Consider the following 25759-nt stretch of genomic DNA (forward strand, 5'->3'; position numbering starts at 1 on the left):
GCATTACGGCTCGCACTAGGTCGTCGTCCGGAAGGGGGACCGATGACACCGACCGTATATGCGCCTGCCCGCACCGTCCCGCACGGCCTGACGCCGCGTCCGGCTGACGGGCCGTCGGGCCGAGCCCCGATGGGACGACCGGCATGATCGCGCTGCCCGCACTCCTCGCCATCGCAGGCGGGATCGCCGGTGCGACGCTGCTGCGCCGCGCCTGGGCCGAGCGCCAGCGCGAGCGACCCGACCTCATCGCGGCGGGCTGGGCAGTGATCGGCGGCACGATCCTGGCCGACGCCGCGTGGATCGGCTGGATCCGGGGCGGCGCGCTTGCCGTCGTCGCGGTCGGCATTGGTGCGCTGATCGTCCTCATCCGGGGCCGGACCGTAAAGGCCACGCGCGCCGCCCGCGCCACCACCCCGCCGACCGAGCCCGACGAACCGTCCCGGGCGTGGCGCGGCGTGCTGAAGACGATCCTGGCCGGGCCGCTCGGACTGGCCGCCGCCGTGGCCATCGCCTATTGCGCCGCCGCCTGGGTGCCCGGCGCGCCGCCCACCCGTGTGCTGATCGGCGGGCTCACGATCCCCATCGTCTGGGCGCTGGCGATGATCTGGACGCTCGCCGACCCCCGTCTGATGCGGTCGCTCGCCATGATCGTCACGACGACGCTGACCGGCTTCGCGCTCGCCGCCTTGCAGGGACCGGTATGACCAAAGCCGCCAAGACGGACGCGCCGCGCGGCTGGCCGCTGGCGCCGGGCACGGTGCGCGCCGTGCTCAACGGGCATGGCATCCTCGGCCTCGCCTTCGCCGCCCTCATCTATCTCGTCTGCCTCACCGGCACGCTCGCCGTCTTCGCCGGGGACATCGCACGGTGGGAAGCGCCCGGCGCACCCGTGGCGAACCAGTTCGCCCCCGGCGCGCTCGATCGCGCGGTCAAGGCGGCGCAGACCGGCGGCCCGGCACAGGCAACGCTCTATCTGACGCTGCCCTCCCCCGCCCAGGACGGCGCCCGCATCCTCGCCTATACGCCAACCGAGCACCACGACTGGGCAATCGCCCGCGACGGCACGCTGACCGAACAGCACACGCCGTTCAGCGAATTTCTGATCGATCTCCACATCGCGCTGCACCTGCCGCGGACATGGGGCGCGATGCTCGTCGGGCTGACCGGCGTCGCGCTGCTATCCGTCCTGATCTCGGGCATCCTCGCGCATCCGCGCGTCTTCAAGGACGCCTTCAGCCTGCGGCGGGGCGGCGCGCGGCGCTTGCAGGAGGCGGATCTGCACAACCGCCTCGGCACCTGGGCGCTGCCGTTCCACGTCACCATCGCGCTGACGGGTGCGATCCTGGGGCTGACCACGCTGATCGTCGGCGTGCTTGCGATGCTGCTCTACGGCGGCAACACCGCGCGCGTGTACGGCTTCTTCTTCGAGCCACCGCCCGCCGCAAACGCCGCCGCCCAGCCGCTGCCCGCCCTCGCGCCCTTGTTGCTGGACGCCCGCCGCCGCAGCGACGGCGCCGCCCCGCAGCAACTGATGATCGAACGCGCCGGCCGGGCCGATGCGCGCATCGCCATCACCTCGCGCCGCGACCGCCTGCTCGTGCCGCAGGACACGACGGTGTTCGACGCGCGCGGCCGGATGGTGACGGACCGCCATCCCGCCGATCTGCCCGCCGGCGTGACGCTGCTGGGCGGGATCGGCCAACTCCACTTCGGCTGGTTCGGCGGCTTGCCGGTGCGGCTGCTCTACGGTCTGTTGGGTCTCGCCCTCTGCCTCGTCACGTCGAGCGGCGTGACGATCTGGCTCGCCCGCCGCCGCGACCGTGGCCGCGCCGTGCCGCTGTGGGAACGGCTGTGGACGGCGGTCGCCTGGGGCCAGCCCGTCGCGCTGGCGCTCACCGCCGCCGCGTCCCTCGCTCTGCCGGCCTTCGGCGACGCCCTGATATGGCTATGGCTTGCCCTGACGCTCGCCCTGCTGCTCGCGGCGGGGCTGTCCCGACAATTCGGGGCGGCGGCCGGGTCGATCCGCGCGCGTCAGGCCGTGGGCGGTACGCTCCTCGGGGTTGCCCTCTTCTACCTGTTCGTGCGTCCCGTCGACCTGTCGGGTCTGGGGGTGGAGGCCGCCCTGCTGCTCGGCGCCGCATTGCTGCTTCGGCGGCCCGCGACGCATCGCATCGCCTGACGCGCGTCATCGAAGGAACGGCAGCGCTGCGGGCAACGCTGCCGTTCCGAACGATCAGGGCTGATAGGGCAGCGACGATTGGTGCAGAACGATGCGCACCTTGCCATCCTCGCACGCCTTGAACACGAAGCTCTTGTTCACGAAGATGTGGCTGTCGTCCTGGCCGATGAAATGCACGTTGCACTGCACGATCGCCAGATCGCCATGCAGGATGAAGTCTTCCTTGCTGTACCACACCTTGACCCAGGGCTTCAGCTTGAACCCCTTGTCGTCGGGAAAAGCCTCGCTCCCGCCCGTGAAATAGGCCAGCGCGCCCTCCTTCGTCGGGCGGTAGGTCTGGGTGCCGAAGGTCAGCGTCGGCTTGAACAGCACCTTGCCATGGTCATAGTCGTAATTGTCGCTCAGCACCCGCTCCGCCACCGCGCGCGGGTCGCCACCTTCGGCATGCGCCTTGCCGACCGCCACGACATTGTCGCACCACGTCTGCAAGGCCGTATGGACCATCTCTTCGGTAAACATCGCATTCACTCCCGTTGAAAAAAATGGGCGGCCGGATCGCCGCCAGCCGCCGGTGGCGCGCGATCGCTACGCCTGCGCGGAGACCGGCGCGTCGTCGCCACGGATCACGCCGACCATTACGGCGTCACGCTCTCGATCAGTCCCTGCAGGTCGACGCCGTTCAGGCCCACCGTCATCAGCGCCAACGTGCCCCGCAATTCTTCGGGATCGATGTTGCGCGTGACGAACACCATCCGCGTGCGCCGGTCCGCCGACGGCCAGCGATCGAGTTCGATGGGCGGGTGGAAGACGTGCTGCACCCCGTGACTCACCACCGGCGCGTCATGCCCGACGAGGTTCACGATGCCCTTCACGCGCAGCAGGTCGGCGCCCTTGAACATGGTCAGCAGCCCCAGCCAGCGATCGAAGGCGAGCGGCTCCAGCGGCGTATCGAACGTCAGGCAGGTCGCGCGGATACCGGCATCGTGCCGGTTCACGTCATGATGGTGATGGTGGTGATGGCCGGCATGCGCGGCCTCGTGCGCCAGCCAGCGATTGACGTCCTCGCTCTTGCTGGCCGGGTCCCATAGCCCCACGTCGAACAGTGATGCCGGGTCCACCGCGCCATTGGTCACCGCGATGATCGGCGCGCCGGGGTTCAGCGCGGCCAGCCGGTCGCGGATCGCCTGCTGTGACGTCGCATCGGTAAGGTCGGTCTTGGTCAGCAGCAGCCGGTCGGCGACGGCCGCCTGCTTCACCGCTTCGGGCTGCGCGTCCAGCGTCGCCATGCCCGCCGCCGCATCGACCGTCGCGATGACCGCATCGAGCCGATAGAGCGGCGCCAGCTGCGGATCGGTCATCAGCGTGTGCAAAATCGGTGCGGGATCGGCCAGCCCGGTGGTTTCGATCACCACCCGGTCGAACCAGCACTCGCCGTCGCGCGCGAAGCGCCACGGCGCGTCGCGCAGCGTGCGCGACAGGTCGCCGCGGATGGTGCAGCACAGGCAGCCGCCCATCATCTCGACGACCAGATCCTCGTTCGATCGGGCGATCAATTCGTGATCCAGCCCCACCGCACCGAATTCGTTGATGACGACCAATGCCCGCGCCATGCCGGGCGACCGGACCAGATGGTTGAGGACGGTCGTCTTGCCGCTGCCGAGAAAGCCGGTCAGCACCGATACGGGAATATGCGTGCCCGGCCCCTCTGGAACGCTGCTCATGCCGCACGCCTCGCCGCGGTGCCACCACGGCTTGCCGTCACCTGCATCGGTCCACGCGGTTTCATGATCAGGATGTCACTGGACATCGTTGCGCATCTCTGGATAGGTCATGTTGTAACATATCACATTGGACCGTCATCATGGCAACCCTCTCCCCATCCGACACCCGTCTGCCCGTGACCGTCCTGTCCGGCTTCCTCGGCGCGGGCAAGACGACGCTGCTGAACCATATCCTCGCCAATCGCGAAGGGCGGCGCGTGGCGGTGATCGTCAACGACATGTCGGAAGTGAACATCGACGCCGATCTCGTGCGCGGCGGAGAGGCGGCGTTGTCGCGGTCGGAGGAGGCATTGGTCGAAATGACCAACGGCTGCATCTGCTGCACCTTGCGCGACGATCTGCTCGCCGAGGTGCGCACGCTCGCCGAGGCCGGGCGGTTCGACCATCTGGTGATCGAATCGACCGGCATTTCCGAACCCCTGCCGGTCGCCACCACCTTCTCCTTCCGTGACGAGGACGGCGTGTCGCTGGGCGACGTCGCGCGGCTCGACACGATGGTGACGGTGGTCGACGCGCTCAACCTGCTGGCCGATTATTCCAGCCAGGATTTCCTCGCCGATCGCGGCGAGAGCATGGGGGAAGACGATACGCGCAGCCTCGTCGGCCTGCTGGTCGAGCAGATCGAGTTTGCCGACGTCGTGATCGTCAACAAGGCCTCGTCGGTGTCCGCGGAGCAGTTGGCCACGGTCAAGAAGCTCGTCGCCAGCCTGAATGCCGATGCGGTGATCGTGACTGCCGATCACGGGCGCGTCGACCTCGACCTCGTGCTCGCCACCGGGATGTTCGACGAAGAGAAAGCGGCGCGCCACCCGCTGTGGGCCAAGGAGCTGTACGGCTATGCCCACCATCAGCCCGAAACCGAGGAATATGGGATCGAAAGCTTCGTCTATCGCGCCCGCGCGCCGTTCGATCCTGCGCGATTTTATGCGTTCCTGACCGAGGGCGGGCTCGAAAATGTCGTGCGGGCCAAGGGGCATTTCTGGCTCGCGACGCGCCCCGACTGGGTCGGCGAACTGGCGGTGGCGGGCAGCCAGACGACCACCTCGCGGATGGGCCGCTGGTGGGCCGCGGTGCCCAAGCATCACTGGCCCGACGACGGCCGCTTCGAAGACTTCGTCGCCCAGCATTGGGACGACATCTGGGGCGACCGCCGACAGGAAATCGTATTCATAGGCATAACCATGAACCAACCCTCCCTTCGGCGCCGGCTCGACGCATGCTTGGTGGCCGCCTCTGCCTTTACCCCGACGCTGTGGACGTCGCTGCCAGACCCATTCCCGGCCTGGGGTGAGCGCCAGCTGGAGACCTCCGTATGACGCCCGCCATGCTGGAGGACGTCGTCGCCTTCGGTTATGATCGCACGTCGCTCGACGCGATCGCCCGCCCGAAAACAGCGCTGGCGATCTGGTGGCGCCCGCTCCCCGACGCAATGAAGGCCGGGCTGGCCGCGCTGGACCTCGACACGGTCGATGACGTCACGCTGGACCTCGACGCGGACGCGCCGCTCGATGACGCACTGCGCAACGCCGGCTACCCCGACGATATCGCCACCCCGCTTGCTGCGGACATCGGCCTCCTGCTCCGGCGACAGGCGGCGCTGACCGGTGACGATCGCCTGCGGCTGCGGCTCGAGGTGATCGAGACCGATGCGTGCCGGCGCTTCCATGCCGACTATGTCACGCTGCGGCTGCTATGCACCTATGCGGGGCCCGGAACGCAATGGTGCCGCGCCGCGGCGCCGGATGCGATCTACGAGGTGCCGACCGGCGCAGTCGGCGTCTTCAAAGGCCGGATGCTGCTCGATCCCCCGACCGTCCTTCACCGATCGCCACCCATCGCCGCCACGGGCGGACAGCGCCTGATCCTCGTGATCGACCCTATTCGTAGCAACGATGGAATGTAGCGATAGCGCGTCAGGAACAGGCGCGACGCTTGGCACGCCAGACGAGCCCGGCCCGTCATGGTCGGACGACGATCAAAGCTATTGAAGAAGGCACTTGCCGATTTTGGCACACCCGACAGAACTCGAACCTGGGGTACATGCCTTCAAAGCACCGAAAAGCGGTACTCTTTTGAGAATTATTCGAATATATAACCGACTTGTATTTGTTTGATTTGTTGCACCATGGCGTACAACATTATCCGGCCATGTTTTCCGTGATTTTCCCGTAGGGAATTAGTCGAAGTTGGATCATGGCGATCAACTTGAGCAGGGTCAAGGAGCATGATGCCCTGCGGGCGCAGCGCGAGCCGTTTTGGCAACGCATTCAGCCAGGGTGCTTCCTTAGTTACCGTCCGTCCGCACGTGATGGTGCGGGAACATGGATCGCGCGCGCCTACGATGAGGGACAACGCCGCTATCAGCTCAAGGCTCTCGGCGACTTCGGCACCCTCCCCGGTCGTGATCGGTTCGCTGATGCAAATAAAGCGGCTGAAGCGTTCGCGATTTTGGTCGAGTCAGGCGGCCAGCCTGCGGGGCGGATCGACACCGTCGAGAATGCTTGCCGACGCTACCGTGAAACCCACCCCGACGTCGTGGGCCGCGTCACATGCGGCATTTTTTCCGACCCTATCGCCAGCGTAAAGCTGACGAAACGTCGGCGCAGCCACTTGCAGGCATGGCGCCAGCGCCCGCGGCAGAAGCCGGCGCTGGTGACACGTCGCAAGAAGGGACCGCAGGTCACGCGCCCTCGCGCGCCGTCATCGATTAATCATGAATTGGCCATTCTTCGGGCAGCCGTCAACAAGGTGCCGGCGCCAGGAACGCCTGGGACGGACGCCGCGTGGCAGGAAGCCCTGCGCGCGATCCGAAATGCCGATCGCCAGCACACCCTTTATCTCGATCGGGATCAGCGGCGATTGCCGTTGCAGAAGATCGATCCCGAACCGAAGCCGTTCGTCCGGACACTCCGCCTACTGCCGCTGCGTCCGGGCGCTGTGGCGCACCTGACCGTCGCCGACTTCGACGCGCGAACGTCGGAATTGAGTATAGGGCATGACAAGGGCGGTAAGCCGCGGCGCATCCTCATACCGAGCAAGGCTGCGGAGCTTCTCGGCGCCCGCGCTGAAGGGAGAGCCCCCCCCGCTCCCCTCCTAGCCCGCGCGAACGACAAGCCTTGGGCGAAAGAAACGTGGAAGCGGCCGATTGCCGACGCCGTCGCCGCCGCAAAGCTGCCGGTGGGAACTACCGCCTACACGCTCCGCCACAGTATCATCACCGACCTCGTCGACGCCCGGTCGCCGCTCCTCAGCGTCGCGCAGATCAGCGGCACGAACGCGGAGATGATCGAGCGGCACTACGGCCATCTCAGTCGCACCGAAACTGGCGAGACGTTGTCAAAACTGGCGTTGTGAAACAAACCCGAAGACCCAATTGCAGTCAGTCGGACCACCCAAGCCGACCTCCAAAACTGGCCGTTAGTTCATCCTGGGCCGAGCGATCGGAACAGCCGTTGGTGGTCGGTCCGCGTTCTTCAAGCGGACGCTGACGATGCGCAAGCCGAGCCGGGTTTTCCACAACGTCGCGTCTTCTTCGGCAGCGCGATTGGTAGCCGCTCCGTAAGGGTTCTGGGCTATTACCGAGCGCATGCTCCCCCGCGCCTGCTTTCGCTGCTTTCTGGTGCTGCTGGCGGCGGCAGCAGTGCTTGCTGTCATTCGTGGTGCGGCATGGGTGCGCGAGCGCGACGGGCGGGTGCCTGCCCACCTTCGTTCAGTCGCCACCCCGCTCGGCCGAGTGACAGTGGACGAACACGGCGTGCCAACCCGCCCAACCGTTCTGATCGTGCCAGGTACTGCAGGCTGGAGCGGCTTCTGGCGCGACGTGTCGTCGCATTTGGCGGCACGGGGCTATCATGTGGTCGCCGTCGACCTGCCGCCGTTCGGCTATTCCGAACATGATGCGGCCGCGCACTACGACCGGCGCTCGCAGGCCGCCCGCCTGTCTGCGGTGTTGGCGACAACGGCGCGCGGCCCTGCAATCGTGGTCGCGCATAGCTTCGGTGGCGGCTCAGCGACCGAATTCGCGCTCGGTCATCCGGATCAGGTCGCGCGGCTGGTGCTCGTCGATGGTGCGCTGGGCGAGCTTGATCCCTCCTCGAATGGGGGCGTGCCCCTACTCCGGTCAGCCGTCCTGTCGCAGCCGTTGATTGCGGCGACCCTTACCAACCCGCATGCGATCGGCGCCCTGTCTCGATCGATGCTTGCCAAAAAGGAAGCGGCAGCACGCTGGCGGGAGACGCTACGCGCGCCGATGCGCCGGCCCGGCACTACCGCCGCCTATGCGGCCTGGCTTCCGTCGCTGCTGGCAGCCGACGATGGCGCATCGAGCCGCCGCTCGTCGGCGTTGCGCCTGATGAAGCCACCCGTGCGGCTGATCTGGGGAGAGGCCGATACGGTGACGCCGATCGCCCAGGGCCTGCAGCTTTCTCGGCTGTTGGGTGCGCCGATCACCCGCTTGCCCGGCGTCGGCCATGTGCCTCATATCGAAGATGCCGTTCATTTCCTGCCGGCGCTCGACGCCGCCATCGCGGAGCCGGTCCGATGAAGCATCAGCGCCTGTTGGTTGGAACCTCTATCCTGGCGCTCGCCGCCGCCGGGGCTGCCGCCTATGTCGCGCCGCTGGCTGCCGATCCCGCCGGCCCAAAGGATTGCGCCACCGTGCTGCCGCCGCTGCCGCAGGAGCGGCCCCGCGCTGCCGCCGTGCGCGAACCGAACTGGGCGCAGCGCGGCGGCCATGTCAATGACGCGAGCTGCCTCAGCCGCACGCCCGTCGCCGGCGTGGTCCGCGTGCGAAACGAGGCCGATGTCGCCACGGCGCTGCGTTATGCCAGCGCCCACGGGCTTACCGTTTCTGCAGCGGGCGTGAAGCACTCGATGGGCGGCCAGGCGTTCCGCTCCGGGGGCGTGGTGCTCGACATGCGCGGCATGGACGCGATCCGGCTCGACCCAGCGGCACGCACTGTCACGGTGGGCAGCGGCGCGACCTGGCACGCGATCCAGCTGGCCGTGCATCCGCGGTTCGCGGTGAAGGCGATGCAGTCCACCGACATCTTCTCCGTCGGGGGGTCGATCAGCGTCAACGCGCACGGCATGGATCATCAGGCGGGCGCGGTGATGGGCTCGCTGCGCAGCGTCCGGCTGATGCTTGCAGACGGCCGGGTAGTCACCGCGTCGCGCGACGAGAATGCAGAGCTGTTCCGGCATGTGGTCGGCGGCTACGGACTGTTCGGCGTGATCCTGTCGGCAACGCTCGATGTGGTCCCAAACGACGTTTATCGCTCCGGCCGCGAGATCATCGACTATCGCGCCTTCCCGGCCACTTTCGAGCGGATTGCCGCCAACCCCCGCGTCGGGCTCAGCTATGTCCACCTGTCGACCTCGCCCGGCAGCCTGCTGCGCGAGGCGTTGGTGTACACCTACACCAAGCATCCCGAAGATCAGGCGCTGAACCGCGCGGTCCTATCGGAAGTGACCTCCACCAAAATCCGCCGCGTGATAGTCAACCTCGCCAAGCGCAACGACACGTTCAAGCGTTGGAAATGGTGGAGCGAGAAGCATCTTGAGCACCGGTTCGAAAGCTGCACGATAACGCGAGCGCAGGCGCAGGGGTCGGGCGAGGCGTGCCTGGTCGCGCGCAACGACCCCATGCACGATTCGGTCGCCTATCTGTTCAACGACCTGCCGGGCGAGACCGACATCCTCCACGAGTATTTCGTCCCGCGCGCGCAGATTGTGCCGTTCATTGACGGCATGCGCGCGATTTTCGAACGCAAGCACGCCAACCTCGTCAACGCGTCGATCCGGGCGGTGGGCGCGGAGGATAACGCGCTGAGCTACGCGCCCGCGCCAGCGTTTTCGGTAGTGCTCTACCTCAACCAGCCGACCACGCCTCAAGGCACGGCGGCGATGCGGCGGCTGACCAGCGAACTCATTGACCTCACCGCCAGCCACGGCGGCCGCTTCTTCCTTCCCTATCAGCTGCACTACACGCCCGCACAGCTCGAGCGCGCCTATCCCGAGATCGGCACCTTCTTCGCCGCCAAGCGCGACTGGGATCCGAATGGGCTTTTCAGTAACACTTGGTACGCCCGCTACGCGCCCTTGGTCGCGAAGCAGCCAGCGCCGATCCGACCCTCGATCACCGCGCGCGCGCCATTGGCGTAAAGCCGGCGAACGAAGCCGGCATCGTCGCCGCGGGCCAGCGTCGCGCCACGGCGGACCTCCACGACGCGCCCACCCGCCGCGGCGATGACCCGCACGGCCGCCGGTCCATCGCCGATCACCGCCACTTGCCGGCCGGCCGGCCCGACGAAGGGCATTGCCAACAGGATCAGGACCCATGCGCCGAGCACCACGGCGAGTTGGGCGACGGCACGGCCAACCGCCCTAATAGTCGTAGACATGCTCAACCGTGCCGCCGAGCGCGCGGACGCGCGTCATCAGGGGGAGCAAGCGGGCGACCGGAACAGTGACTCCGACGCGTCGCCAACCCGTCCGGTCGATAGGCATCGCCAGCACGGCGGGTCCCGGTGGAGGCACGCGGTCAGGCAGGATCAAGGTGGCGAAGATCGTGCGGTTGCCTGCGATCTCGACCAGTTGAACCTGCGTAGCCGACAACTTCGCCAGCAGGTCGTTAAACTGCTGATAACGCGGCGCCTCCACCACCGTCAGCCCACCAGGCAGCGATCCGACCACCTGCAACCGCGGGTCAACGCCGCGGAGGACGGCAGGATCGCCGCGCACCACCAACCGTAGCGTCGGTTCGTCACGCCCGACGGTCGCGCCGGTCGCAGCATCGATCGCCTTGGCGTAGAGCGCCTTGACCCCGTATTCCGCCGACAAGGCGAACCGGCGTTCCCAATGCCGGGCATGCAGCGTCGGCTCCCGGGTCTGCCATTCGCCTTTCAGCGCCTCGCGGAAAGGAAATCGGTACCAGGGCGTTTCATGCAGGAAGGCGCCATAGCGTTGCTGGACGTGCGCGCCGTGGCGGTCATCGGCGCTGTCCCACCCGCTCGTCGCTTCGAACAGTCGCCCGATCGTCCGCTCATAGGCGGCCTTGACCGCCAGTTCGACCGTGTAGCTGATGCCGATCGTGTAGATCGTCACCTTGGCCGCGCCTGATTCTGGGCTGTTGTGGATGATCCGGTTGACGGCGCAATAGCTTGTCCAGAATTGTCCGATTTGCTCACCATAGGCAAAGCTGCTCGGCGGTTGGCCGGCGGCCAAGTGCCGCGCAAAGGCTTCCGCTTCGTAGACGATGTGCCATTCGGGATATGTGAGAAATGTGCGCGCCTCCGGCCGCCGATCGGCTGCGGGGAGAAGCGGAGTACGGTCAGGCGCGGCGACGAGGCCCGGCAGCGGCGCCTGGCAACCCACCTCGATATACGCCATCGGCACCAGCACGATGGCGGCGATCAGCCCGCCGGCAAGCGCTGCCAGGCGCCAACGGCGCCTCACGCCAACGCCGGCCGCGCTGCCCCCTCAGGCACCCGCGCCAACCGATAACCGACCCAGATCGCGACGCCACCGATCACGAGGTGCGGCAGGTTGGCGAAGACGTGCGCATACAGTGACTCCCGGACTGGCCCGTACAGGAAGATACCGCCATCCAAATAGCCGCTGCCCAGGAACAGCCCCATCACACCGTCTGCGAAATAGAGCGGCCCAAACAGGCGGAAATAACGGCGTGTCGCGCCATAGGACCTCCACGCGGCGATCCCCGCCCACAGACCGGAGAAAAAGTGCAGGCTGTCGTCATAAAGGTCGAGCTTGAACAGCCCGAACAGATTGCCATCGGCGTCATGAAATGGCGGCACATAGCCGATCGCCACCACGAGCATGAAACCGATGCAATATGCGGCCCCGAACACCCGAACTCGGTTCATCGTCACCCCCTCTGACTTTATCAGCTTGTCACGAAGGCAGTTAGCAAACAATGAGCGGATGCGGGACAAACCATGCGACAGTTCTCAACCCCAGTGGCCTAACCGGAAGAGCATCACGGGTGTGTCAGTCGCCCGCCCCTGTTATGTCTCACCTCGCGCCGTCGGGGTGTAGGCTAGGCAGGATCGGTTGCACGGCCGACCGCCCGGACCCAATAGTGGTCATTCGAAGCTGCCAGACCGCTTCCCGCTTTCTGCCAGTCGTTCATCACGCGAGACCGAGGCAGTGCCTCAAATGCTGGGCTGACTGTGTGTCGCCTATTGGGGGTGACGAGCGTGTGGGAAAACAGCTCGGCAACCCGATAGTCGGCGGGCGGGATGGTGCCGTTGCGGGCGAAGGCGTTGCGCAGTTCCTGCTTGAACTGGCTGTCCCAGCCGCTCTTCAGTGGCGTGAACGATGCCCCTATGATCCCCGGCAGCGAGCATCGCCTCGACGTCTTCTGGAGGCAAGCTGGTGGCCGATCCGTCGATCATCGCCGCATGGCGGCGCGCTGATGCCAGCGCCGAGCGTCAGGCGACGGGATAGGGCACCGGAGCGGCAGTGTTCTCGTCAATGGTGAGCGCCCGCCCGATCGGCGGAAACGCCCGCTGCGGGCACGCTGGGCGCTCGCACACCTTGCACCCGGCGCCGATGGGTGTCGCGAAGGAAGGATCGGCCAGATCGAGCCCACGCGAATAGACGAGTTGCCCCGCATGGCGCAGGTCGCAGCCGAGCCCAATCGCGAACACCTTCTCCGGGTCGCCGAACCCGGCGGACCCGCTCGCCACGGTCCGCGCGACCCATAGATAGCTGCGCCCATCGGGCATCTGTGCAACCTGACGCAACACACGGCCCGGCTGAGTGAATGCCTCATAGACGTTCCAGAGCGGGCAGGTCCCGCCGACACGCGAAAAGTGGAAGTCGGTCGCCGATTGCCGCTTCGAAATGTTGCCCGCACGGTCGACGCGAACGAAGAAGAAGGGCACGCCCCGCGCACCCGCCCGCTGGAGCGTCGACAGGCGGTGACAGATCGTCTCGAACCCCACACCGAAGCGCCGCCCAAGGCGCTCAATGTCGTACCGCTCGGCTTCGGCGGCAGTCAGGAAGTCGGCGTAGGGGAGGACCAACGCGCCTGCGAAATAGTTGGCGAGGCCGATCCGCCCGAGGCGGCGCGCCTCCGCATCGGCAAGGACGGGATCGTCGGCAAGGTCGTCGATCACTTCGCCCAATTCGAGAAAGGCGAGCTGGGTCGCCATCTGGAACACGCGCTGGCCAGGTGTCAGCGAGGCGGACAGCGTTAGCGCTTGTGCGGCGAGATCGAAGCGGCGTGGCGCGGTGGTAATATCGGTCAGCACCGCGATCCCGTGGCGCGCTTTCAACCATGCCGTCAGGCCGTCGTGAAGCGTGCGCGGGCTCAGACCCGCGTCGCGATAGAGGCGTTCGGCCGCTTCATCCAGCAACTCGACATGGTTGTGGCGCGCGTAGAAGAAGTCCCGGACCTGCTCGAAGGGCTGGCGGGCGCGGCCCCCGATGCTCCATTCGTCGCCCAGCTCGGCCGCCATCGCGTCGCCGCGCTCGACCGCATCGCGATACCGCCGATGCAGCGCGACCAGCGTGCGGCCGACTGCGGGCATGTTCGTCGCCAGCTCGCGCAGTTCGGCAACGGACACCGCCTCCTCGACGTCGGCGATCGCATCGCGGATGTCGGTCATCAGGCGTGCCTCATCGTCCTCTGAGAAAACTTGAACGTCGACACCGAAGGCGGCGTTCAGCTTCAGCAGGATCGGGACGGTCAGCGGACGCTGGTTCTGTTCGAGCTGGTTCAGATAGCTGGGTGAGATGCCGAGTGCCTGGGCAAGCTCGACCTGCTTCAGCTTGCGTTCCTCGCGCAAGCGCCGAAGCCGAACCCCTATGAATGCCTTGCGCGCCACCATAACTTCGCAACCTTCGCAGATTTGCTAATCGACCTTCGCAGGACTTCACGCTTTCAGCTCTGTGAAAGCGCGACTGTTTGCGGATTATGCGAATATGCTTGCTGCCGCCCAACCGCAAGGTGCCGACCTTCTCCACCGCGTCCTCGGGGCAGCCACGGCACGCGCCCGGGATGTCCTGGGTGAAAGCGTTTCGCTCCATCGCTGCCACGATATCGAACTGCGCACTGTGCTGGATAAGGTCGCATTCGAGGCATCATGCGTCAGCCAGAGCGACGATGGCCTCGTCGTCGCCGTCTTCGCCAGCGGTCGCGACGCAGCGGGATGCGACTGCATGGTCGCCGCTGGCCGCTTCACCTTCTCGACCTTTACCCGACCGAGCGCGTCGATCGCCACGCGGCTCACCCAATGGACCCCGGGAGCCCCATGAACACTGTTTACCAGAAGCCGCTCGACGGAACAGCTCTCACCTACTTCGATGCGCGTGCCGCGATCGAGGCGATCCGCCCCGGCGCCTATGACACGCTTACGTACGTCGCGCGCGTGCTGGCCGAGCAACTGGTCCGCCGGTGCGACCCCGCACTGTTGAACGACGCGCTGATCCAGATCGCCGATCGTCGGCGTGATCTTGATTTCCCTTGGTATCCGGCCCGCGTCGTCTGCCACGACATCCTTGGCCAGACCGCGCTGGTCGATCTCGCGGGTCTGCGCGACGCCATCGCGGATCAGGGCGGCGACCCCGCGAAGGTCAATCCCGTAGTGCCGACCCAGCTCATCGTCGACCACAGCTTGGCGGTCGAGCATGGCGGCTTCGATCCCGACGCCTTCGCCAAGAACCGCGCGATCGAGGATCGGCGCAACGAAGACCGCTTCGACTTCATCGAGTGGACCAAGCGCGCGTTCGACAATGTCGACGTGGTGCCGGCGGGCAACGGCATCATGCACCAGATCAATCTGGAGAAGATGTCACCGGTGATCCAGGTGCGTGACGGCGTCGCCTTCCCGGATACTTGCGTGGGCACGGACAGCCACACGCCGCATGTCGACGCGCTGGGCGTGATCGCGGTGGGTGTCGGTGGCCTTGAGGCGGAGACGGTCATGCTCGGCCGCCCGTCGATGATGCGGCTGCCCGATATCGTCGGGGTGAAGCTGACGGGGCGGCGGCCGGAGGGGATCACGGCGACCGACATCGTCCTCGCGCTGACCGAGTTCCTGCGCAAGGAGCGCGTCGTCGGAGCCTGGCTGGAGTTCTTCGGCCCCGGTGCCGACAGCCTGTCGATCGGCGATCGCGCGACCATTTCCAACATGTGCCCGGAATATGGCGCAACCGCAGCGATGTTCTACATCGACCGACAAACGCTCGACTATCTGCTGCTGACCAATCGCGCGCCCGAACAGGTCGCGCTGGTCGAGACCTATGCCAAGGCAACCGGCCTATGGGGCGATGCGCTGGCGACCGCACAGTATGAGCGGGTGCTGACCTTCGATCTGGGCGGCGTCGAGCGCAACCTTGCCGGTCCGTCGAACCCGCATCGGCGCCTGCCGACCGCCGCGCTCCACGACCGCGGCGTTGCAAAGGATCTCGAAGGTGCCGTCGCGCAGGAGCGCGAAGGACTAATCCCGGACGGCGCCGTCATCATCGCCGCGATCACGAGCTGCACCAATACCTCGAACCCCCGCAACGTCGTGGCGGCGGGGCTCGTGGCGCAGAAAGCGAACGCGCTCGGCCTGACGCGCAAGCCGTGGGTCAAGACCAGCTTCGCGCCCGGATCGCGGGTGCCGGCGCTCTATCTCGAAGAAGCCGATCTGCTGCGCGAGTTGGAACAACTCGGTTTCGGCATCGTCGGCTTCGCCTGCACGACCTGCAACGGCATGTCGGGGGCGCTCGATCCGGTCATCCAGCGCGAGATTGTCGAGCGTGATCTGTACACGACCGCCGTCCTGTCGGGAAATCGCAACTTCGACGGGCGCATTCACCCTTACGCCAAACAGGCGTTCCTCGCGTCACCGCCGCTGGTCGTCGCCTATGCCATCGCCGGCACGATCCGGCTCGATATTGAGAAGGACGTGCTGGGCATCGCACCGGATGGCCGCGACGTCAGGCTTGCCGACCTGTGGCCGAGCGATGCCGAGATCGACGCGATCGTGCGCGACCATGTGAAGGCAGAGCAGTTCCGCGACGTGTACGAGCCGATGTTCGCCCGCTCAGGCGACGGCAGCGCGCCGGTCAGCCCGCTCTACGACTGGCGTCCGCAATCGACCTACATCCGCCGGCCGCCCTATTGGGACACCGATGGTCTGGGTGCGCTTGCCGCCAGTCCGCGCACGCTCACGGAGATGCGCCCGCTCGCGATCCTGCCCGACAACATCACCACCGACCACCTGTCGCCATCGAACGCGATCCTGCCGACCAGCGCGGCAGGCGAGTATCTTACCGCGATGGGGGTGCCGGAGGAGGACTACAACTCCTACGCCACCCATCGCGGCGATCACCTGACGGCGATGCGCGCGACCTTCGCCAATCCGCAGCTCGTCAACGAAATGGCAGTGGTCGACGGCGTAGTGAAGAAGGGCAGCCTCGCCCGGATCGAGCCCGATGGCACAATCGTTCGCATGTGGGAGGCGATCGAAACCTATCTCGGTCGCCGGCAACCGCTCATCATCATCGCCGGTGCCGATTACGGGCAGGGATCGTCGCGCGATTGGGCCGCGAAGGGCGTCCGGCTCGCAGGCGTCGAGGCGATCGTCGCCGAAGGGTTCGAGCGCATTCACCGCACCAACCTCATCGGCATGGGCGTGCTGCCGCTGGAGTTCCAGCCCGGCACCACCCGCCTCAACCTGAAGCTGGACGGCACCGAGACCTTCGACGTGGCGGGGACGCCCAATGCGCGCGCCGAGCTGACGCTCGTCATCCATCGGGCAAATGGGTTGCGGACGGAGGTGCCGGTGCAGTGCCGTCTCGACACCGCCGAAGAGGTGTCGATCTACGAGGCGGGCGGCGTGCTGCAACGCTTCGCGCAGGACTTTCTCGCGTCGAGTGCGGCAGCATGACGCCGCAGCTCCGCATCCCGGCCACCTATATGCGTGGCGGCACCAGCAAGGGCGTGTTCTTCCGGCTCGAAGACCTGCCCGAACGCGCGCAGACACCGGGCGACGCCCGCGACCGGCTATTCGCCCGCGTCATCGGCAGCCCCGACCCTTATGTCGCGCATATCGACGGCATGGGTGCCGCGACGTCCAGCACGTCGAAATGCGTGATCGTCTCCCCGGCGACGCGTGCGGGCCATGACGTCGATTACCTCTATGGGCAGATCGCGATCGACAGCGGTGCGCTCGACTGGTCGAGCAATTGCGGAAATCTGTCGACGGCGGTCGGGGCGTTCGCGATTGCGGCCGGCTATGTCGATGCCGCCCGTGCAGTTGACGGTCTCTGCACGGTTCGCATCTGGCAGGCGAATATCGGCAAGACGATCGTCGCCCATGTGCCGGTCGCCGATGGGCAAGTCATCGAGACGGGTGATTTCGAGCTCGACGGGGTCGCCTTCCCGGCCGCCGAGATCGTTCTGGAGTTCGTCGACCCCGCCGATGCGTCGGACGCGCTGTTCCCGACCGGCCATCTGGTCGACACGCTGAAGGTAGACGACGACGTCGTGCCGGGCGGTGTGATCCTGGCGACCCTCATCAATGCCGGAGTGCCGACCGTCTTCGTCGCGGCGGAGGATCTGGGATATACCGGCGCCGAGCTGCGCGACGCCATCAATGGCGACGCGGACGCGCTCGCCCGCTTCGAGGCGCTGCGCACCGCCGGCGCTGAGGTGATGGGCATCACCAAGACGACGCGGGCACCGGCCATCGCCTTCGTCGCCGCGCCCATCGACCATCAGACGTCGAGCGGCCGGGAGGTGGTGGCCGACGAGGTCGACCTGCTGGTCCGCGCGCTGTCGATGGGCAAGCTCCACCACGCGATGATGGGCACCGCCTCCGTCGCGATTGCCGCCGCGGCGGCTGTACCGGGCACGCTGGTCAACAAGGCCGCCGGGGGCGGCGAGCGGACATCGATCCGTTTCGGCCACCCTTCCGGCAGCTTGGGTGTCGGTGCCGAGGCCCACCAGGCGAACGGACAATGGATCATCACCAGGGCCGTCATGAGCCGCAGCGCGCGGGTGCTGATGGACGGTCATGTCCACGTCCCCGCCGACAGTTTCTGAGAGGAAAGTCAGACCGATGAACGACGTAACCACCTTCAAGCCGAAGAAATCGGTCGCGCTCTCGGGCGTGACGGCCGGAAACACCGCGCTGTGCACCGTCGGCCGAACCGGCAACGACCTGCATTATCGCGGCTATGACATTCTCGACTTCGCCGAGACAAGCGAGTTCGAGGAAATTGCCCATTTGCTGGTCCACGGTGCGCTGCCGACCGCGGCGCAGCTCGCGTCCTACAAGAAGAAGCTACGGACGCTTCGTGGGTTGCCGCGCTCGGTCAAAGAGGCGCTGGAAGCGATCCCAGCCGCGGCGCACCCGATGGACGTCATGCGCTCGGGCGTGTCGGCGCTGGGCTGCGTCCTGCCCGAGACGCACGATCACAATGTCGCCGACGCGCGCGACATCGCCGACCGGCTGATGGCCTCGCTCGGATCGATCCTGCTCTACTGGTATCATTTCGCGCACCATGGTCGCCGGATCGAGGTGGAAACCGACGACGACAGCATCGGTGGTCACTTCCTCCATCTGTTGCACGGCGAGGCACCATCCGACAGCTTCGTGAGCGCCATGCACACCTCGCTCATCCTCTACGCCGAGCATGAATTCAACGCCTCGACCTTCACCGCCCGCGTGATCGCCGGCACCGGCTCGGACATGTATTCGGCCGTCGCCGGCGCGATCGGCGCCCTGCGCGGTCCCAAGCATGGCGGCGCGAACGAGGTCGCCTATGAAATCCAGAAGCGGTACGCGACCCCTGACGAGGCTGAAGCCGACATCCGTCGCCGCGTCGAGGCCAAGGAAGTCGTGATCGGCTTCGGCCACCCGGTCTATACCGTGGCTGACCCCCGCAACGTCGTCATCAAGCGCGTCGCCAAGGCGCTCGCCGACGAGGCAGGCGCCCAGCGCCAGTTCGCCGTCGCCGCCCGTATTGAGGAGGTGATGTGGGACGCCAAGCGGATGTTCCCGAACCTAGACTGGTTCTCGGCCGTTTCCTACAACCTGATGGGCGTGCCGACTGCGATGTTCACGCCGCTGTTCGTCATCGCGCGCACCAGCGGTTGGGCGGCGCATGTCATCGAGCAGCGCCAGGACAACAAGATCATTCGCCCGTCCGCCAACTACACTGGCCCCGAAGACCTCGCCTGGGTGCCGCTCGCCGCCCGCGGTGACCATCTCGCTGCCTGAAGGAGTATCTCACCTTGCCGTATCTCGTTGCTGCCGAACTGCCGACCGAATCCGCGGGCAAGCGCTTCCGCGCCGCGTTGTCGCGACCGGGGATCTACCGTCTGCCAGGCGCCCATAACGGCCATTCCGCGATCCAGGCCCGCAACGCCGGGTTTGATGGGCTCTATCTGTCGGGGGCGGCAATGACCGCGTCGATGGGCCTCCCCGATCTCGGCGTTATCACCATCGATGAAGTCGCCTTTTTCATCCGCCAGATCGCCCGCTCGGCCGCGCTGCCGCTGCTGGTCGATGGCGACACCGGCTATGGCGAGGCGCTGAACGTCATGCACATGGTGCGGACGTTCGAGGATGCCGGGGCCGGTGCGGTCCATCTCGAGGATCAGATCCTGCCCAAGAAATGCGGGCACCTGAACGGCAAGAGCCTGGTCCCGACCGTCGACATGGCGGCCAAAGTCGCAGCCGCGAGGAAGGCGGCGCGGGATCTGGTGATCGTCGCCCGCACCGATGCGGTCGGGGTCGATGGCTTCGATGCCGCGGTCGAGCGCGCACGGGCCTATGTCGAGGCAGGTGCAGACGCGATCTTCCCGGAAGGGTTGACCAGTCGCGAGATGTTCGAGGCGTTCGCGGCCGCGATGCCGGGCGTGCCGCTGCTCGCTAACATGACGGAGTTCGGCAAGACCCCGTTCTTTACGGCACAAGAGTTCGAGGCGATGGGGTACAAGATGGTGATCTGGCCGGTCTCGTCCTTACGCGTCGCCAACAAGGCGCAAGGAGAGCTATATGCCGCGATCCAGCGCGATGGCGGCACGCACAACGTGGTCGAGCGGATGCAGACACGGGCCGAACTCTACGATGTGATCGGACTGCACGATTACGAGGCTCTCGATGCCTCGATCGTGAAGACGATTGTTCCCGAGGCCATGCCGCAAGCGTGATCGATCGAAGATCGCGGCCGGTGAGAAACCGGTCGCGATCCCCGCTCCGGCGCTACCCGATCGGTATCAGCGTGTAAAAAACGCTGGAATGAAACACCAGCGGCATGATCCCTTCTGCGATCGCGGCGCGGTGGAGCCGGAAGAGGATGATGTCGTGGCCGCCCGCCGCGATCTCCTGCTCCACCGATCATTCCGGCCAGGCGCCGGCATCGGCCAGGAACAACGCGCCGTCCGGGGTCGCCTCGTATCCAAGCCCCTTGAAGCGGGCGCCGACCGGCAGAACCAGCGATAGGCTAGGTTCCAATGCACCTCATCGCACAGCCGCCGCTCGGACCGGATGCCCATGCAATAGCCGATGATGAGCATCCGGATCATCAGCTCCGGATCGATCGAAGGGCGGCCCGTCTCCCTGTAGAACGGCTTCAGCTCCTCGCGGATGCCAGACAGGTCGACGAACCGGTCGATCGAGCGCAGCAGATGGTCCGCCGGCACGCGCCGCTTCAGGCTGACGCTGTAGGACAGCGCCTCCTGCGCCACCGTCCGCTCGCCCCTCATCGGCCCGTCTCCGCTCACTGCGCGAAGATTGAATCAGACCATCGACACGACTGCAAGACGGCCTTTCTTCAACGCAATCGGGCGGAAGCGGCTACCCTACCCTTCCGTCACGAAGACCCAGTTTCGGCCATTCAGGACCGGCGACGTCGTTCTCAACATCCGCCATTCGTTCATCAGGGAAGCGGCATGGTGTAGGGATCGGCCGAGGTGATTGAAGAGCACGGAATGGGGGATTGTGTTGAAAAAGGCTGCCGTATGCGCACGACTAGCTGACACGGCTTCGGCGGCCAGCGATCCCGAGCCCGCCCGTGCCAGCGTGCGGCATCTCAAACGCTACGTCGTCCTGCTTTGTAAGGGAGAGAAATATGAGCCGTGAACTCAGTGTCGAACGACATATCGAGGCACCCGTCGCCCACGTCTGGAAGACGATGATCGACCGCTTTGAAGAGTGGTTCTGTCCGCTCCCTTGGCGTGCCGAGGCACGCGAAATCGCCTGGCGTCCGGGTGGTCGCAGCCTGGTGGTGATGCACGGGCCGAACGGAGAAGAGATTCTGAACGAGGGCATCATTCTTGATTTTCAGCCGGAACTGAGCTGCCCCCTTCTGAGTGGTCCATCGACTATGACAGTCTGGATCAAGGAAGGGACGACGAATGCCTGCCAAGAAGCACAAGCCCGAGGAGATCATCGGGAAGCTGCGTGAAGTGGAGATCGTGCTGGGCCAGGGTGGCACGACCGCCGAGGCATGTCGGCGGATCGCGGTCAGCGAGCAGACCTACTACCGCTGGCGCAAGGAATACGGTGGGCTGAAGACGGATCAGGCTCGCCGGATGAAGGATCTGGAGAAGGAGAACCTGCGGCTGCGCCGCGCGATCTCCGACCTGACACTGGACAAGCTGATCCTGCAGGAGGCTGCACGGGGAAACTTCTGAGCCCCGCGCGACGCCGGCGCTGCATCGACCAGGTGAAAGAGGTGCTGGACGTATCCGAGCGGCGCGTGTGCCGCGTGCTTGGGCAGCACCGGTCGACACAGCGCAAGGTGCCGTGCGGGGCAGATGACGAGCAGGCACTGACCGACGACATCGTCGCGCTGGCCAAGCAGTACGGGCGCTACGGCTACCGCCGGGTGACAGCGCTGCTGCATGCGGCGGGATGGTTTGTGAACCACAAACGGGTGGAGCGGATCTGGCGACGCGAGGGGCTGAAGGTGCCCCAGCGGCAGCCGAAACGTGGTCGCCTGTGGTTGAACGATGGCTCGTGTATTCGGCTACGACCGGAGTATCCGGGGCATGTCTGGGCGTACGACTTCGTCGAAGCGCGCACGCACGACGGGCGCAAGTTCCGCATCCTCACCATCATCGACGAGGCCAGCAGGGAGTGCCTGGCGCTGATCGTCGCGCGCCAGCTCCGCCACGAAGACGTGCTGGCGGCGCTTGCCGACCTGTTCATCGCGCGGGGTCCGCCCGCGCACATCAGGTCGGATAACGGCAGCGAGTTCATCGCTACCGCGGTTCAGAAATGGCTTGGGCAGGTTGGCGTGAAGACGCTCTACATCGCGCCAGGCTCGCCGTGGGAGAACGGCTACAACGAGAGCTTCAACGGCTCGCTGCGTGACGAACTGCTCAACGGCGAGATCTTCTATAGCCTCGCCGAGGCAAGAGTGCTGATCGAGGCGTGGCGATGCCACTACAACACCGTCCGGCCGCACAGCAGCTTGGGCTACCGCCCACCCGCACCAGAAGCGGCGACACCGCCATTGCCGGCCTCCGGTTCCGCTTCGCTCCACCTCCGACCGGCAATGGCGGCGGAGACGACAATGCACTAACTAACAACCCGGACCACCCGGTGGGGGCTGCTCAGGCGTAGCGATTGAGATGCTGGCCCGGACTCGTTCGGATAGTAGGTGCGGCCTCATCTCGCATCAGGCGGTACGCCGCATCCTGATCGCCAAGTTCACGATGGGCCTTTTCGAGCGCCCCTTCGTCGATGAAGCACAGGCCCGACGCACGCTCGCAGACCCTGGTCATCGGGATGCTGCACAACAGGCGGCCGAACGCTCGTTCGTGCTGCTCAAGAACGATGGCGCCTTGCCATTGCGAGCGGGCGCGAACGCGCATGTCGCGGTGATCGGCGCCAGTGCCAATTCGAAGCGCGACATGCTGGGACCATGGGCGTTCCAATACGACCTGCCCGAAACGGTGACGGTGTTCGAAGGCGTCCGCGACCGGCTGGGCCGCGCGGCGACCGTGGAGACGGCACCGGGTGTCCAGCTGAAACGCAACGTGCCCTCGATGTTCGAAAGCATCACGATCCCGGGCCAAGCCAAGCCAGAGCCACGGTGGGACGCGGCCCGCACCACGCGCGAATTCGACGCCGCGTTGGCGCTCGCCAAACGCTCCGACCTCATCATCCTAACGCTGGGTGAGTCCGAAGACATGAGCGGCGAAGGCGCATCGCGATCCGACCTGACGTTGCCCGGCGACCAGATGAAGCTGTTCGATGCGGTGATGGCGCTCGGCAAACCGGTGGTCGTCGTGACGATGAGCGGGCGGCCGCTGGCGCTGGGAGCCGTGCTGGAGCGCGCGCCTGCGGTCCTCCACACCTGGTTCGGCGGCACGCGCGGCGGCACCGCGATCGCGCGTACCCTGTTCGGCGACGTGAACCCCGGCGGCAAGCTGCCGGTCACCTGGCCGCGCAGCGTCGGCCAAGTCCCGATCTATTATGCCCACAACACCACGCACATGCCCCAGGACCAGGGCAAGCGCTATTGGGACATCCCCTCGACCCCGCAATTCGAATTCGGGTACGGCCTCAGCTATACCCGGTTCACCATCGGAGCGCCCAAGCTCGATACACCAGTGCTGCAACCGGGCGGTCGGGTGACGGTGTCGACCACCGTCACGAACAGCGGCGACCGCGCGGGAGACGAGGTCGTACAGCTCTACATCCACCAGCAGGCTGGCCGCGCCTCACGCCCCGTCCGCGAGCTCAAGGGCTTTCAGCGCGTAACACTAAAGCCGGGCGAGACGCGCACGGTGTCGTTCACGCTCGACGAGAGCAGCGTACAATATTGGAATGCCGCCGAGCGCGGCTGGGTGATCGATCCAGGCACGTTCGATATCTGGGTCGGATCCAGCTCCAACGCACAGAACCATGGTCAGTTTTCGGTTGGCGGCGCCCCCCGGACAGGCCGAGGCTTTCTCCCGAATGCAACGAGGTGAGCTCATGGGCGCCTAGGTGCCTCAATCGGCGTTGCCAATGCGCTTTCGCCTGAAAACCGCAACGACATCCATGTCGTCCGACCGCGGTCATTGCACATGATGATTCGGTCGCGGGGGTCGGGCTCGGCCTCTGTACGCGCATTGTACGCGCGCTCCTGTTTTGAACGCGCATGTTCTTGCGCGGTTCTGCGAGCGTGAGGCTGGTGCGAACCGCCAGAAGTGGCGGAAAAGCTGGCGCACCCGACAGGATTCGAACCTGTGGCCTCTGCCTTCGGAGGGCAGCGCTCTATCCAGCTGAGCTACGGGTGCCTAGGTGGCTCGCCTAGCAAAGGCGTCGGGGTTGCGCCAGTGGTTTATGGAGCCTTGGCACGCTTGGGTGGCGGGGTCTTGGGCTTGTAGGCGCACAGGTCGGCGACGGGGCAGCGCCAGCATTCGGGCGTGCGCGCCTTGCAGATGTAGCGGCCGTGCAGGATCAGCCAGTGATGCGCGTGCAGGCGAAATGGCTGCGGCGTCGCCTTGTCGAGCTTCAGCTCGACCGCGAGCGGTGTCTTGCCCCGGGCCAGGCCGGTGCGGTTGCCGACGCGGAAGATATGCGTGTCCACCGCGAAGGTTTCGGCGTCGAAAGCGACGTTCAGGACGACATTGGCGGTCTTGCGGCCCACGCCGGGCAGCGCTTCCAGCGCCGCGCGATCGTTCGGCACCTCGCTGTCGTGCTGCGCGATCAAGGCTTCCGACAGCGCGATGACGTTCTTCGCCTTGGTATTGAACAGGCCGATCGTCTTAATGTGCTGCTTCAGGCCGTCCTCTCCCAGCGCGACCATCTGTTCCGGCGTCTTCACCGCGGCGAAGAGCGCGCGCGTCGCCTTGTTGACGCCGGCGTCGGTCGCTTGGGCGGACAGCACTACCGCGACCAGCAGCTGGAAGACGTTGCCCGACTCTAGCTCGGTTTCCGGATGCGGGTTCGCTTCGGCCAGCCGGCGGTAGAATTCGAAGACGTCTGCCTTTTTCACAGGCCCCTCGTGATCACAGGCCGAGCACGTCGCCCATGCGATAGCGGCCGGCGGGCTGGCCCGCCAGCCACAGCGCGGCCCGCACCGCGCCCTTGGCGAAGATGCCGCGATCCTGGGCCAGATGGGCGAGTTCGATCCGCTCGCCCTCGCTGGCGAAGACGACATTGTGATCGCCGACGATCGAACCGCCGCGGATGCTGGCCAGCCCGATCGTGCCCTCGGTCCGCGCGCCCGTCAGCCCCGCGCGGCCATCGACGCGCAATTCGGACAGCGTCGTCCCCCGTCCGCTCGCCGCGGCTTCGCCAAGCAGGATCGCGGTGCCGGACGGCGCATCGACCTTGTGGCGGTGATGCGCCTCGACGATTTCGATATCCCAGTCGGTGCCGAGCCGAGTTGCCGCCTCGCGGACCAATTGTGCGAGCAACGTGACGCCCAATGACGTGTTGCCGGTCTGGAGCACCGCAATGTCGGTGGCGGCGGCGTCGATCATGGCATGCTGGTCGATGCTGAGGCCGGTGGTGCCGATGACGATCGGCGTGCGCGTCGCTCGGGCGGCGGCGACATGCGCCTCCAGCGCGGCGGGGGTGGAGAAATCGACCAGAACGTCGGATATCTGCGCGAGCGCGCGCGGATCGCCGCCGGCATCGACGCCGCCCGCCAGCCGCGCGCCCGCAGCCTCGATCTGTTCGGCGATCGCGCGGCCCATACGACCGCTGCTGCCGTAGATGCCGATCGCGGTCATAGCGCCCCCGACAGGTCACGAGGGGCGCACGAACACGCAAGGTTCGCAGAGCGACGGCGGCGCAGGTCACAGGTCATGCCGCCCGTCTGGCACAAGTCG

At 66.3% G+C, this 25759-nt stretch carries 23 protein-coding genes, 1 tRNA gene and 1 pseudogene; 15 read left to right on the forward strand and 10 right to left on the reverse strand.

The window, feature by feature from the left end; genetic code table 11:
* The first annotated feature begins 143 nt into the window (after positions 1-143).
* Together SPHME3_RS0100825 and SPHME3_RS0100830 are read left to right on the forward strand one after the other, a co-directional pair.
* Entirely contained in the window at positions 144-704 is a 561-nt protein-coding gene (locus tag SPHME3_RS0100825) for a hypothetical protein (protein WP_017977789.1), read from the forward strand.
* Positions 701-2179, forward strand: a complete 1479-nt coding sequence (locus tag SPHME3_RS0100830; RefSeq protein ID WP_017977788.1) for a PepSY-associated TM helix domain-containing protein — start codon at positions 701-703, stop codon at positions 2177-2179. Before SPHME3_RS0100825 ends, SPHME3_RS0100830 begins: the two co-directional genes overlap by 4 nt.
* Before the next feature lie 54 nt (positions 2180-2233).
* On the opposite strand, the gene SPHME3_RS0100835 is transcribed toward SPHME3_RS0100830, so the two are convergent.
* Entirely contained in the window at positions 2234-2698 is a 465-nt protein-coding gene (locus tag SPHME3_RS0100835; RefSeq protein WP_020486387.1) for a hypothetical protein, read from the reverse strand.
* Between the two features lie 116 nt (positions 2699-2814).
* On the reverse strand, positions 2815-3900 hold the full coding sequence (locus SPHME3_RS0100840; RefSeq protein ID WP_026189054.1) for a CobW family GTP-binding protein: 1086 nt from the start codon (positions 3898-3900) through the stop codon (positions 2815-2817).
* Positions 3901-4040: 140 nt separating this feature from the next.
* On the opposite strand from SPHME3_RS0100840, the gene SPHME3_RS0100845 reads away from it, so the two are divergent.
* The 5 genes from SPHME3_RS0100845 to SPHME3_RS0100865 all read left to right on the forward strand — a co-directional run bounded on the left by SPHME3_RS0100845 (position 4041) and on the right by SPHME3_RS0100865 (position 10122).
* Positions 4041-5276 carry a GTP-binding protein gene (locus SPHME3_RS0100845; protein ID WP_172436188.1) on the forward strand — a complete coding sequence of 412 codons (1236 nt, stop codon included), beginning with the start codon at positions 4041-4043 and terminating at the stop codon, positions 5274-5276.
* The gene (locus tag SPHME3_RS0100850) at positions 5273-5863 is read left to right on the forward strand and encodes a DUF1826 domain-containing protein (RefSeq protein ID WP_020486385.1); all 591 of its coding nucleotides are present in this window, start codon (positions 5273-5275) and stop codon (positions 5861-5863) included. Before SPHME3_RS0100845 ends, SPHME3_RS0100850 begins: the two co-directional genes overlap by 4 nt.
* A 290-nt stretch (positions 5864-6153) precedes the next feature.
* Positions 6154-7314: a tyrosine-type recombinase/integrase gene (locus SPHME3_RS0100855; RefSeq protein ID WP_017977783.1), complete on the forward strand. Its 1161-nt coding sequence runs from the start codon at positions 6154-6156 to the stop codon at positions 7312-7314.
* A gap of 232 nt (positions 7315-7546) precedes the next feature.
* Positions 7547-8503, forward strand: coding sequence for an alpha/beta fold hydrolase (locus SPHME3_RS0100860; RefSeq protein ID WP_070240672.1), 957 nt, complete (start codon positions 7547-7549; stop codon positions 8501-8503).
* Positions 8500-10122 (forward strand): FAD-binding oxidoreductase, encoded by a 1623-nt coding sequence (locus tag SPHME3_RS0100865; protein WP_017977781.1) that lies wholly within the window; start codon positions 8500-8502, stop codon positions 10120-10122. The genes SPHME3_RS0100860 and SPHME3_RS0100865 overlap by 4 nt, the downstream gene beginning before the upstream one ends.
* Here SPHME3_RS0100865 and SPHME3_RS0100870 read toward each other — a convergent pair.
* The 4 genes from SPHME3_RS0100870 to SPHME3_RS0100890 all read right to left on the reverse strand — a co-directional run bounded on the left by SPHME3_RS0100870 (position 10050) and on the right by SPHME3_RS0100890 (position 13814).
* Positions 10050-10361 (reverse strand): hypothetical protein, encoded by a 312-nt coding sequence (locus SPHME3_RS0100870; RefSeq protein ID WP_231291980.1) that lies wholly within the window; start codon positions 10359-10361, stop codon positions 10050-10052. The genes SPHME3_RS0100865 and SPHME3_RS0100870 overlap by 73 nt on opposite strands.
* Positions 10345-11415, reverse strand: coding sequence for a hypothetical protein (locus SPHME3_RS0100875; RefSeq protein ID WP_017977779.1), 1071 nt, complete (start codon positions 11413-11415; stop codon positions 10345-10347). The genes SPHME3_RS0100870 and SPHME3_RS0100875 overlap by 17 nt, the downstream gene beginning before the upstream one ends.
* On the reverse strand, positions 11412-11843 hold the full coding sequence (locus SPHME3_RS0100880) for a DUF4383 domain-containing protein (RefSeq protein WP_024310458.1): 432 nt from the start codon (positions 11841-11843) through the stop codon (positions 11412-11414). The genes SPHME3_RS0100875 and SPHME3_RS0100880 overlap by 4 nt, the downstream gene beginning before the upstream one ends.
* Before the next feature lie 567 nt (positions 11844-12410).
* A complete protein-coding gene (locus tag SPHME3_RS0100890; RefSeq protein WP_017977777.1) occupies positions 12411-13814 on the reverse strand; it encodes a short-chain fatty acyl-CoA regulator family protein in 1404 nt (467 codons plus the stop codon).
* A gap of 94 nt (positions 13815-13908) precedes the next feature.
* On the opposite strand from SPHME3_RS0100890, the gene SPHME3_RS0100895 reads away from it, so the two are divergent.
* Genes SPHME3_RS0100895 through prpB form a run of 5 tightly spaced genes read left to right on the forward strand, consistent with a single transcriptional unit; the run spans position 13909 to position 20134 of the window.
* Positions 13909-14241 (forward strand): hypothetical protein, encoded by a 333-nt coding sequence (locus tag SPHME3_RS0100895; protein WP_231291979.1) that lies wholly within the window; start codon positions 13909-13911, stop codon positions 14239-14241.
* Positions 14238-16862 (forward strand): Fe/S-dependent 2-methylisocitrate dehydratase AcnD, encoded by a 2625-nt coding sequence (acnD, locus tag SPHME3_RS0100900; protein WP_018250499.1) that lies wholly within the window; start codon positions 14238-14240, stop codon positions 16860-16862. Before SPHME3_RS0100895 ends, acnD begins: the two co-directional genes overlap by 4 nt.
* The gene (prpF, locus tag SPHME3_RS0100905; RefSeq protein WP_017977774.1) at positions 16859-18019 is read left to right on the forward strand and encodes a 2-methylaconitate cis-trans isomerase PrpF; all 1161 of its coding nucleotides are present in this window, start codon (positions 16859-16861) and stop codon (positions 18017-18019) included. The genes acnD and prpF overlap by 4 nt, the downstream gene beginning before the upstream one ends.
* Positions 18020-18035: 16 nt before the next feature.
* Positions 18036-19199 (forward strand): bifunctional 2-methylcitrate synthase/citrate synthase, encoded by a 1164-nt coding sequence (gene prpC, locus SPHME3_RS0100910; protein ID WP_017977773.1) that lies wholly within the window; start codon positions 18036-18038, stop codon positions 19197-19199.
* A gap of 14 nt (positions 19200-19213) precedes the next feature.
* Positions 19214-20134 carry a methylisocitrate lyase gene (prpB, locus tag SPHME3_RS0100915; protein ID WP_017977772.1) on the forward strand — a complete coding sequence of 307 codons (921 nt, stop codon included), beginning with the start codon at positions 19214-19216 and terminating at the stop codon, positions 20132-20134.
* 273 nt (positions 20135-20407) lie between these two features.
* Here the strand turns inward: prpB and SPHME3_RS20575 are convergent.
* Positions 20408-20689, reverse strand: a pseudogene (locus SPHME3_RS20575) (transposase); the annotation flags it as partial.
* 365 nt (positions 20690-21054) lie between these two features.
* On the opposite strand from SPHME3_RS20575, the gene SPHME3_RS20580 reads away from it, so the two are divergent.
* From SPHME3_RS20580 to SPHME3_RS0100940, 3 genes are all read left to right on the forward strand, one after another.
* On the forward strand, positions 21055-21390 hold the full coding sequence (locus SPHME3_RS20580; protein WP_081614851.1) for an SRPBCC domain-containing protein: 336 nt from the start codon (positions 21055-21057) through the stop codon (positions 21388-21390).
* Positions 21341-22512 (forward strand): IS3 family transposase gene (locus SPHME3_RS0100935; RefSeq protein ID WP_156002604.1). Its coding sequence is split into 2 segments (ribosomal slippage): positions 21341-21605 and positions 21605-22512, totalling 1173 coding nucleotides; the frame shifts between segments, so codons are not numbered across the junction. Before SPHME3_RS20580 ends, SPHME3_RS0100935 begins: the two co-directional genes overlap by 50 nt.
* A gap of 49 nt (positions 22513-22561) precedes the next feature.
* Positions 22562-23908 (forward strand): glycoside hydrolase family 3 C-terminal domain-containing protein, encoded by a 1347-nt coding sequence (locus SPHME3_RS0100940; protein ID WP_018250500.1) that lies wholly within the window; start codon positions 22562-22564, stop codon positions 23906-23908.
* 232 nt (positions 23909-24140) lie between these two features.
* Here the strand turns inward: SPHME3_RS0100940 and SPHME3_RS0100945 are convergent.
* The 3 genes from SPHME3_RS0100945 to dapB form a co-directional block, all read right to left on the reverse strand.
* A tRNA-Arg gene (locus SPHME3_RS0100945) sits at positions 24141-24217 on the reverse strand.
* 44 nt (positions 24218-24261) lie between these two features.
* Positions 24262-24918, reverse strand: coding sequence for an endonuclease III (gene nth / locus SPHME3_RS0100950; RefSeq protein ID WP_017977730.1), 657 nt, complete (start codon positions 24916-24918; stop codon positions 24262-24264).
* A gap of 13 nt (positions 24919-24931) precedes the next feature.
* Positions 24932-25660 (reverse strand): 4-hydroxy-tetrahydrodipicolinate reductase, encoded by a 729-nt coding sequence (gene dapB, locus SPHME3_RS0100955; RefSeq protein WP_017977729.1) that lies wholly within the window; start codon positions 25658-25660, stop codon positions 24932-24934.
* Positions 25661-25759: the final 99 nt, after the last annotated feature.

It is taken from the genome of Sphingomonas melonis DAPP-PG 224 (genome assembly GCF_000379045.1).
GTDB classification, from domain to species: Bacteria; Pseudomonadota; Alphaproteobacteria; order Sphingomonadales; family Sphingomonadaceae; genus Sphingomonas; species Sphingomonas aquatilis.

What these genes read in the sequence shown, in the direction of transcription:
- SPHME3_RS20580 (WP_081614851.1), top strand. Translation starts at nt 21,055, where the DNA reads ATGAGCCGTGAACTCAGTGTCGAACGACATATCGAGGCACCCGTCGCC.
- prpF (WP_017977774.1), top strand. Translation starts at nt 16,859, where the DNA reads ATGACGCCGCAGCTCCGCATCCCGGCCACCTATATGCGTGGCGGCACC.
- SPHME3_RS0100940 (WP_018250500.1), top strand. Translation starts at nt 22,562, where the DNA reads ATGCTGGCCCGGACTCGTTCGGATAGTAGGTGCGGCCTCATCTCGCAT.
- SPHME3_RS0100895 (WP_231291979.1), top strand. Translation starts at nt 13,909, where the DNA reads ATGCTTGCTGCCGCCCAACCGCAAGGTGCCGACCTTCTCCACCGCGTC.
- SPHME3_RS0100850 (WP_020486385.1), top strand. Translation starts at nt 5,273, where the DNA reads ATGACGCCCGCCATGCTGGAGGACGTCGTCGCCTTCGGTTATGATCGC.
- SPHME3_RS0100880 (WP_024310458.1), bottom strand. Translation starts at nt 11,843, where the DNA reads ATGAACCGAGTTCGGGTGTTCGGGGCCGCATATTGCATCGGTTTCATG.
- SPHME3_RS0100835 (WP_020486387.1), bottom strand. Translation starts at nt 2,698, where the DNA reads ATGTTTACCGAAGAGATGGTCCATACGGCCTTGCAGACGTGGTGCGAC.
- prpC (WP_017977773.1), top strand. Translation starts at nt 18,036, where the DNA reads ATGAACGACGTAACCACCTTCAAGCCGAAGAAATCGGTCGCGCTCTCG.
- SPHME3_RS0100830 (WP_017977788.1), top strand. Translation starts at nt 701, where the DNA reads ATGACCAAAGCCGCCAAGACGGACGCGCCGCGCGGCTGGCCGCTGGCG.
- SPHME3_RS0100840 (WP_026189054.1), bottom strand. Translation starts at nt 3,900, where the DNA reads ATGAGCAGCGTTCCAGAGGGGCCGGGCACGCATATTCCCGTATCGGTG.
- dapB (WP_017977729.1), bottom strand. Translation starts at nt 25,660, where the DNA reads ATGACCGCGATCGGCATCTACGGCAGCAGCGGTCGTATGGGCCGCGCG.
- SPHME3_RS0100845 (WP_172436188.1), top strand. Translation starts at nt 4,041, where the DNA reads ATGGCAACCCTCTCCCCATCCGACACCCGTCTGCCCGTGACCGTCCTG.
- SPHME3_RS0100865 (WP_017977781.1), top strand. Translation starts at nt 8,500, where the DNA reads ATGAAGCATCAGCGCCTGTTGGTTGGAACCTCTATCCTGGCGCTCGCC.
- acnD (WP_018250499.1), top strand. Translation starts at nt 14,238, where the DNA reads ATGAACACTGTTTACCAGAAGCCGCTCGACGGAACAGCTCTCACCTAC.
- SPHME3_RS0100870 (WP_231291980.1), bottom strand. Translation starts at nt 10,361, where the DNA reads ATGTCTACGACTATTAGGGCGGTTGGCCGTGCCGTCGCCCAACTCGCC.
- SPHME3_RS0100825 (WP_017977789.1), top strand. Translation starts at nt 144, where the DNA reads ATGATCGCGCTGCCCGCACTCCTCGCCATCGCAGGCGGGATCGCCGGT.
- SPHME3_RS0100860 (WP_070240672.1), top strand. Translation starts at nt 7,547, where the DNA reads ATGCTCCCCCGCGCCTGCTTTCGCTGCTTTCTGGTGCTGCTGGCGGCG.
- SPHME3_RS0100890 (WP_017977777.1), bottom strand. Translation starts at nt 13,814, where the DNA reads ATGGTGGCGCGCAAGGCATTCATAGGGGTTCGGCTTCGGCGCTTGCGC.
- SPHME3_RS0100855 (WP_017977783.1), top strand. Translation starts at nt 6,154, where the DNA reads ATGGCGATCAACTTGAGCAGGGTCAAGGAGCATGATGCCCTGCGGGCG.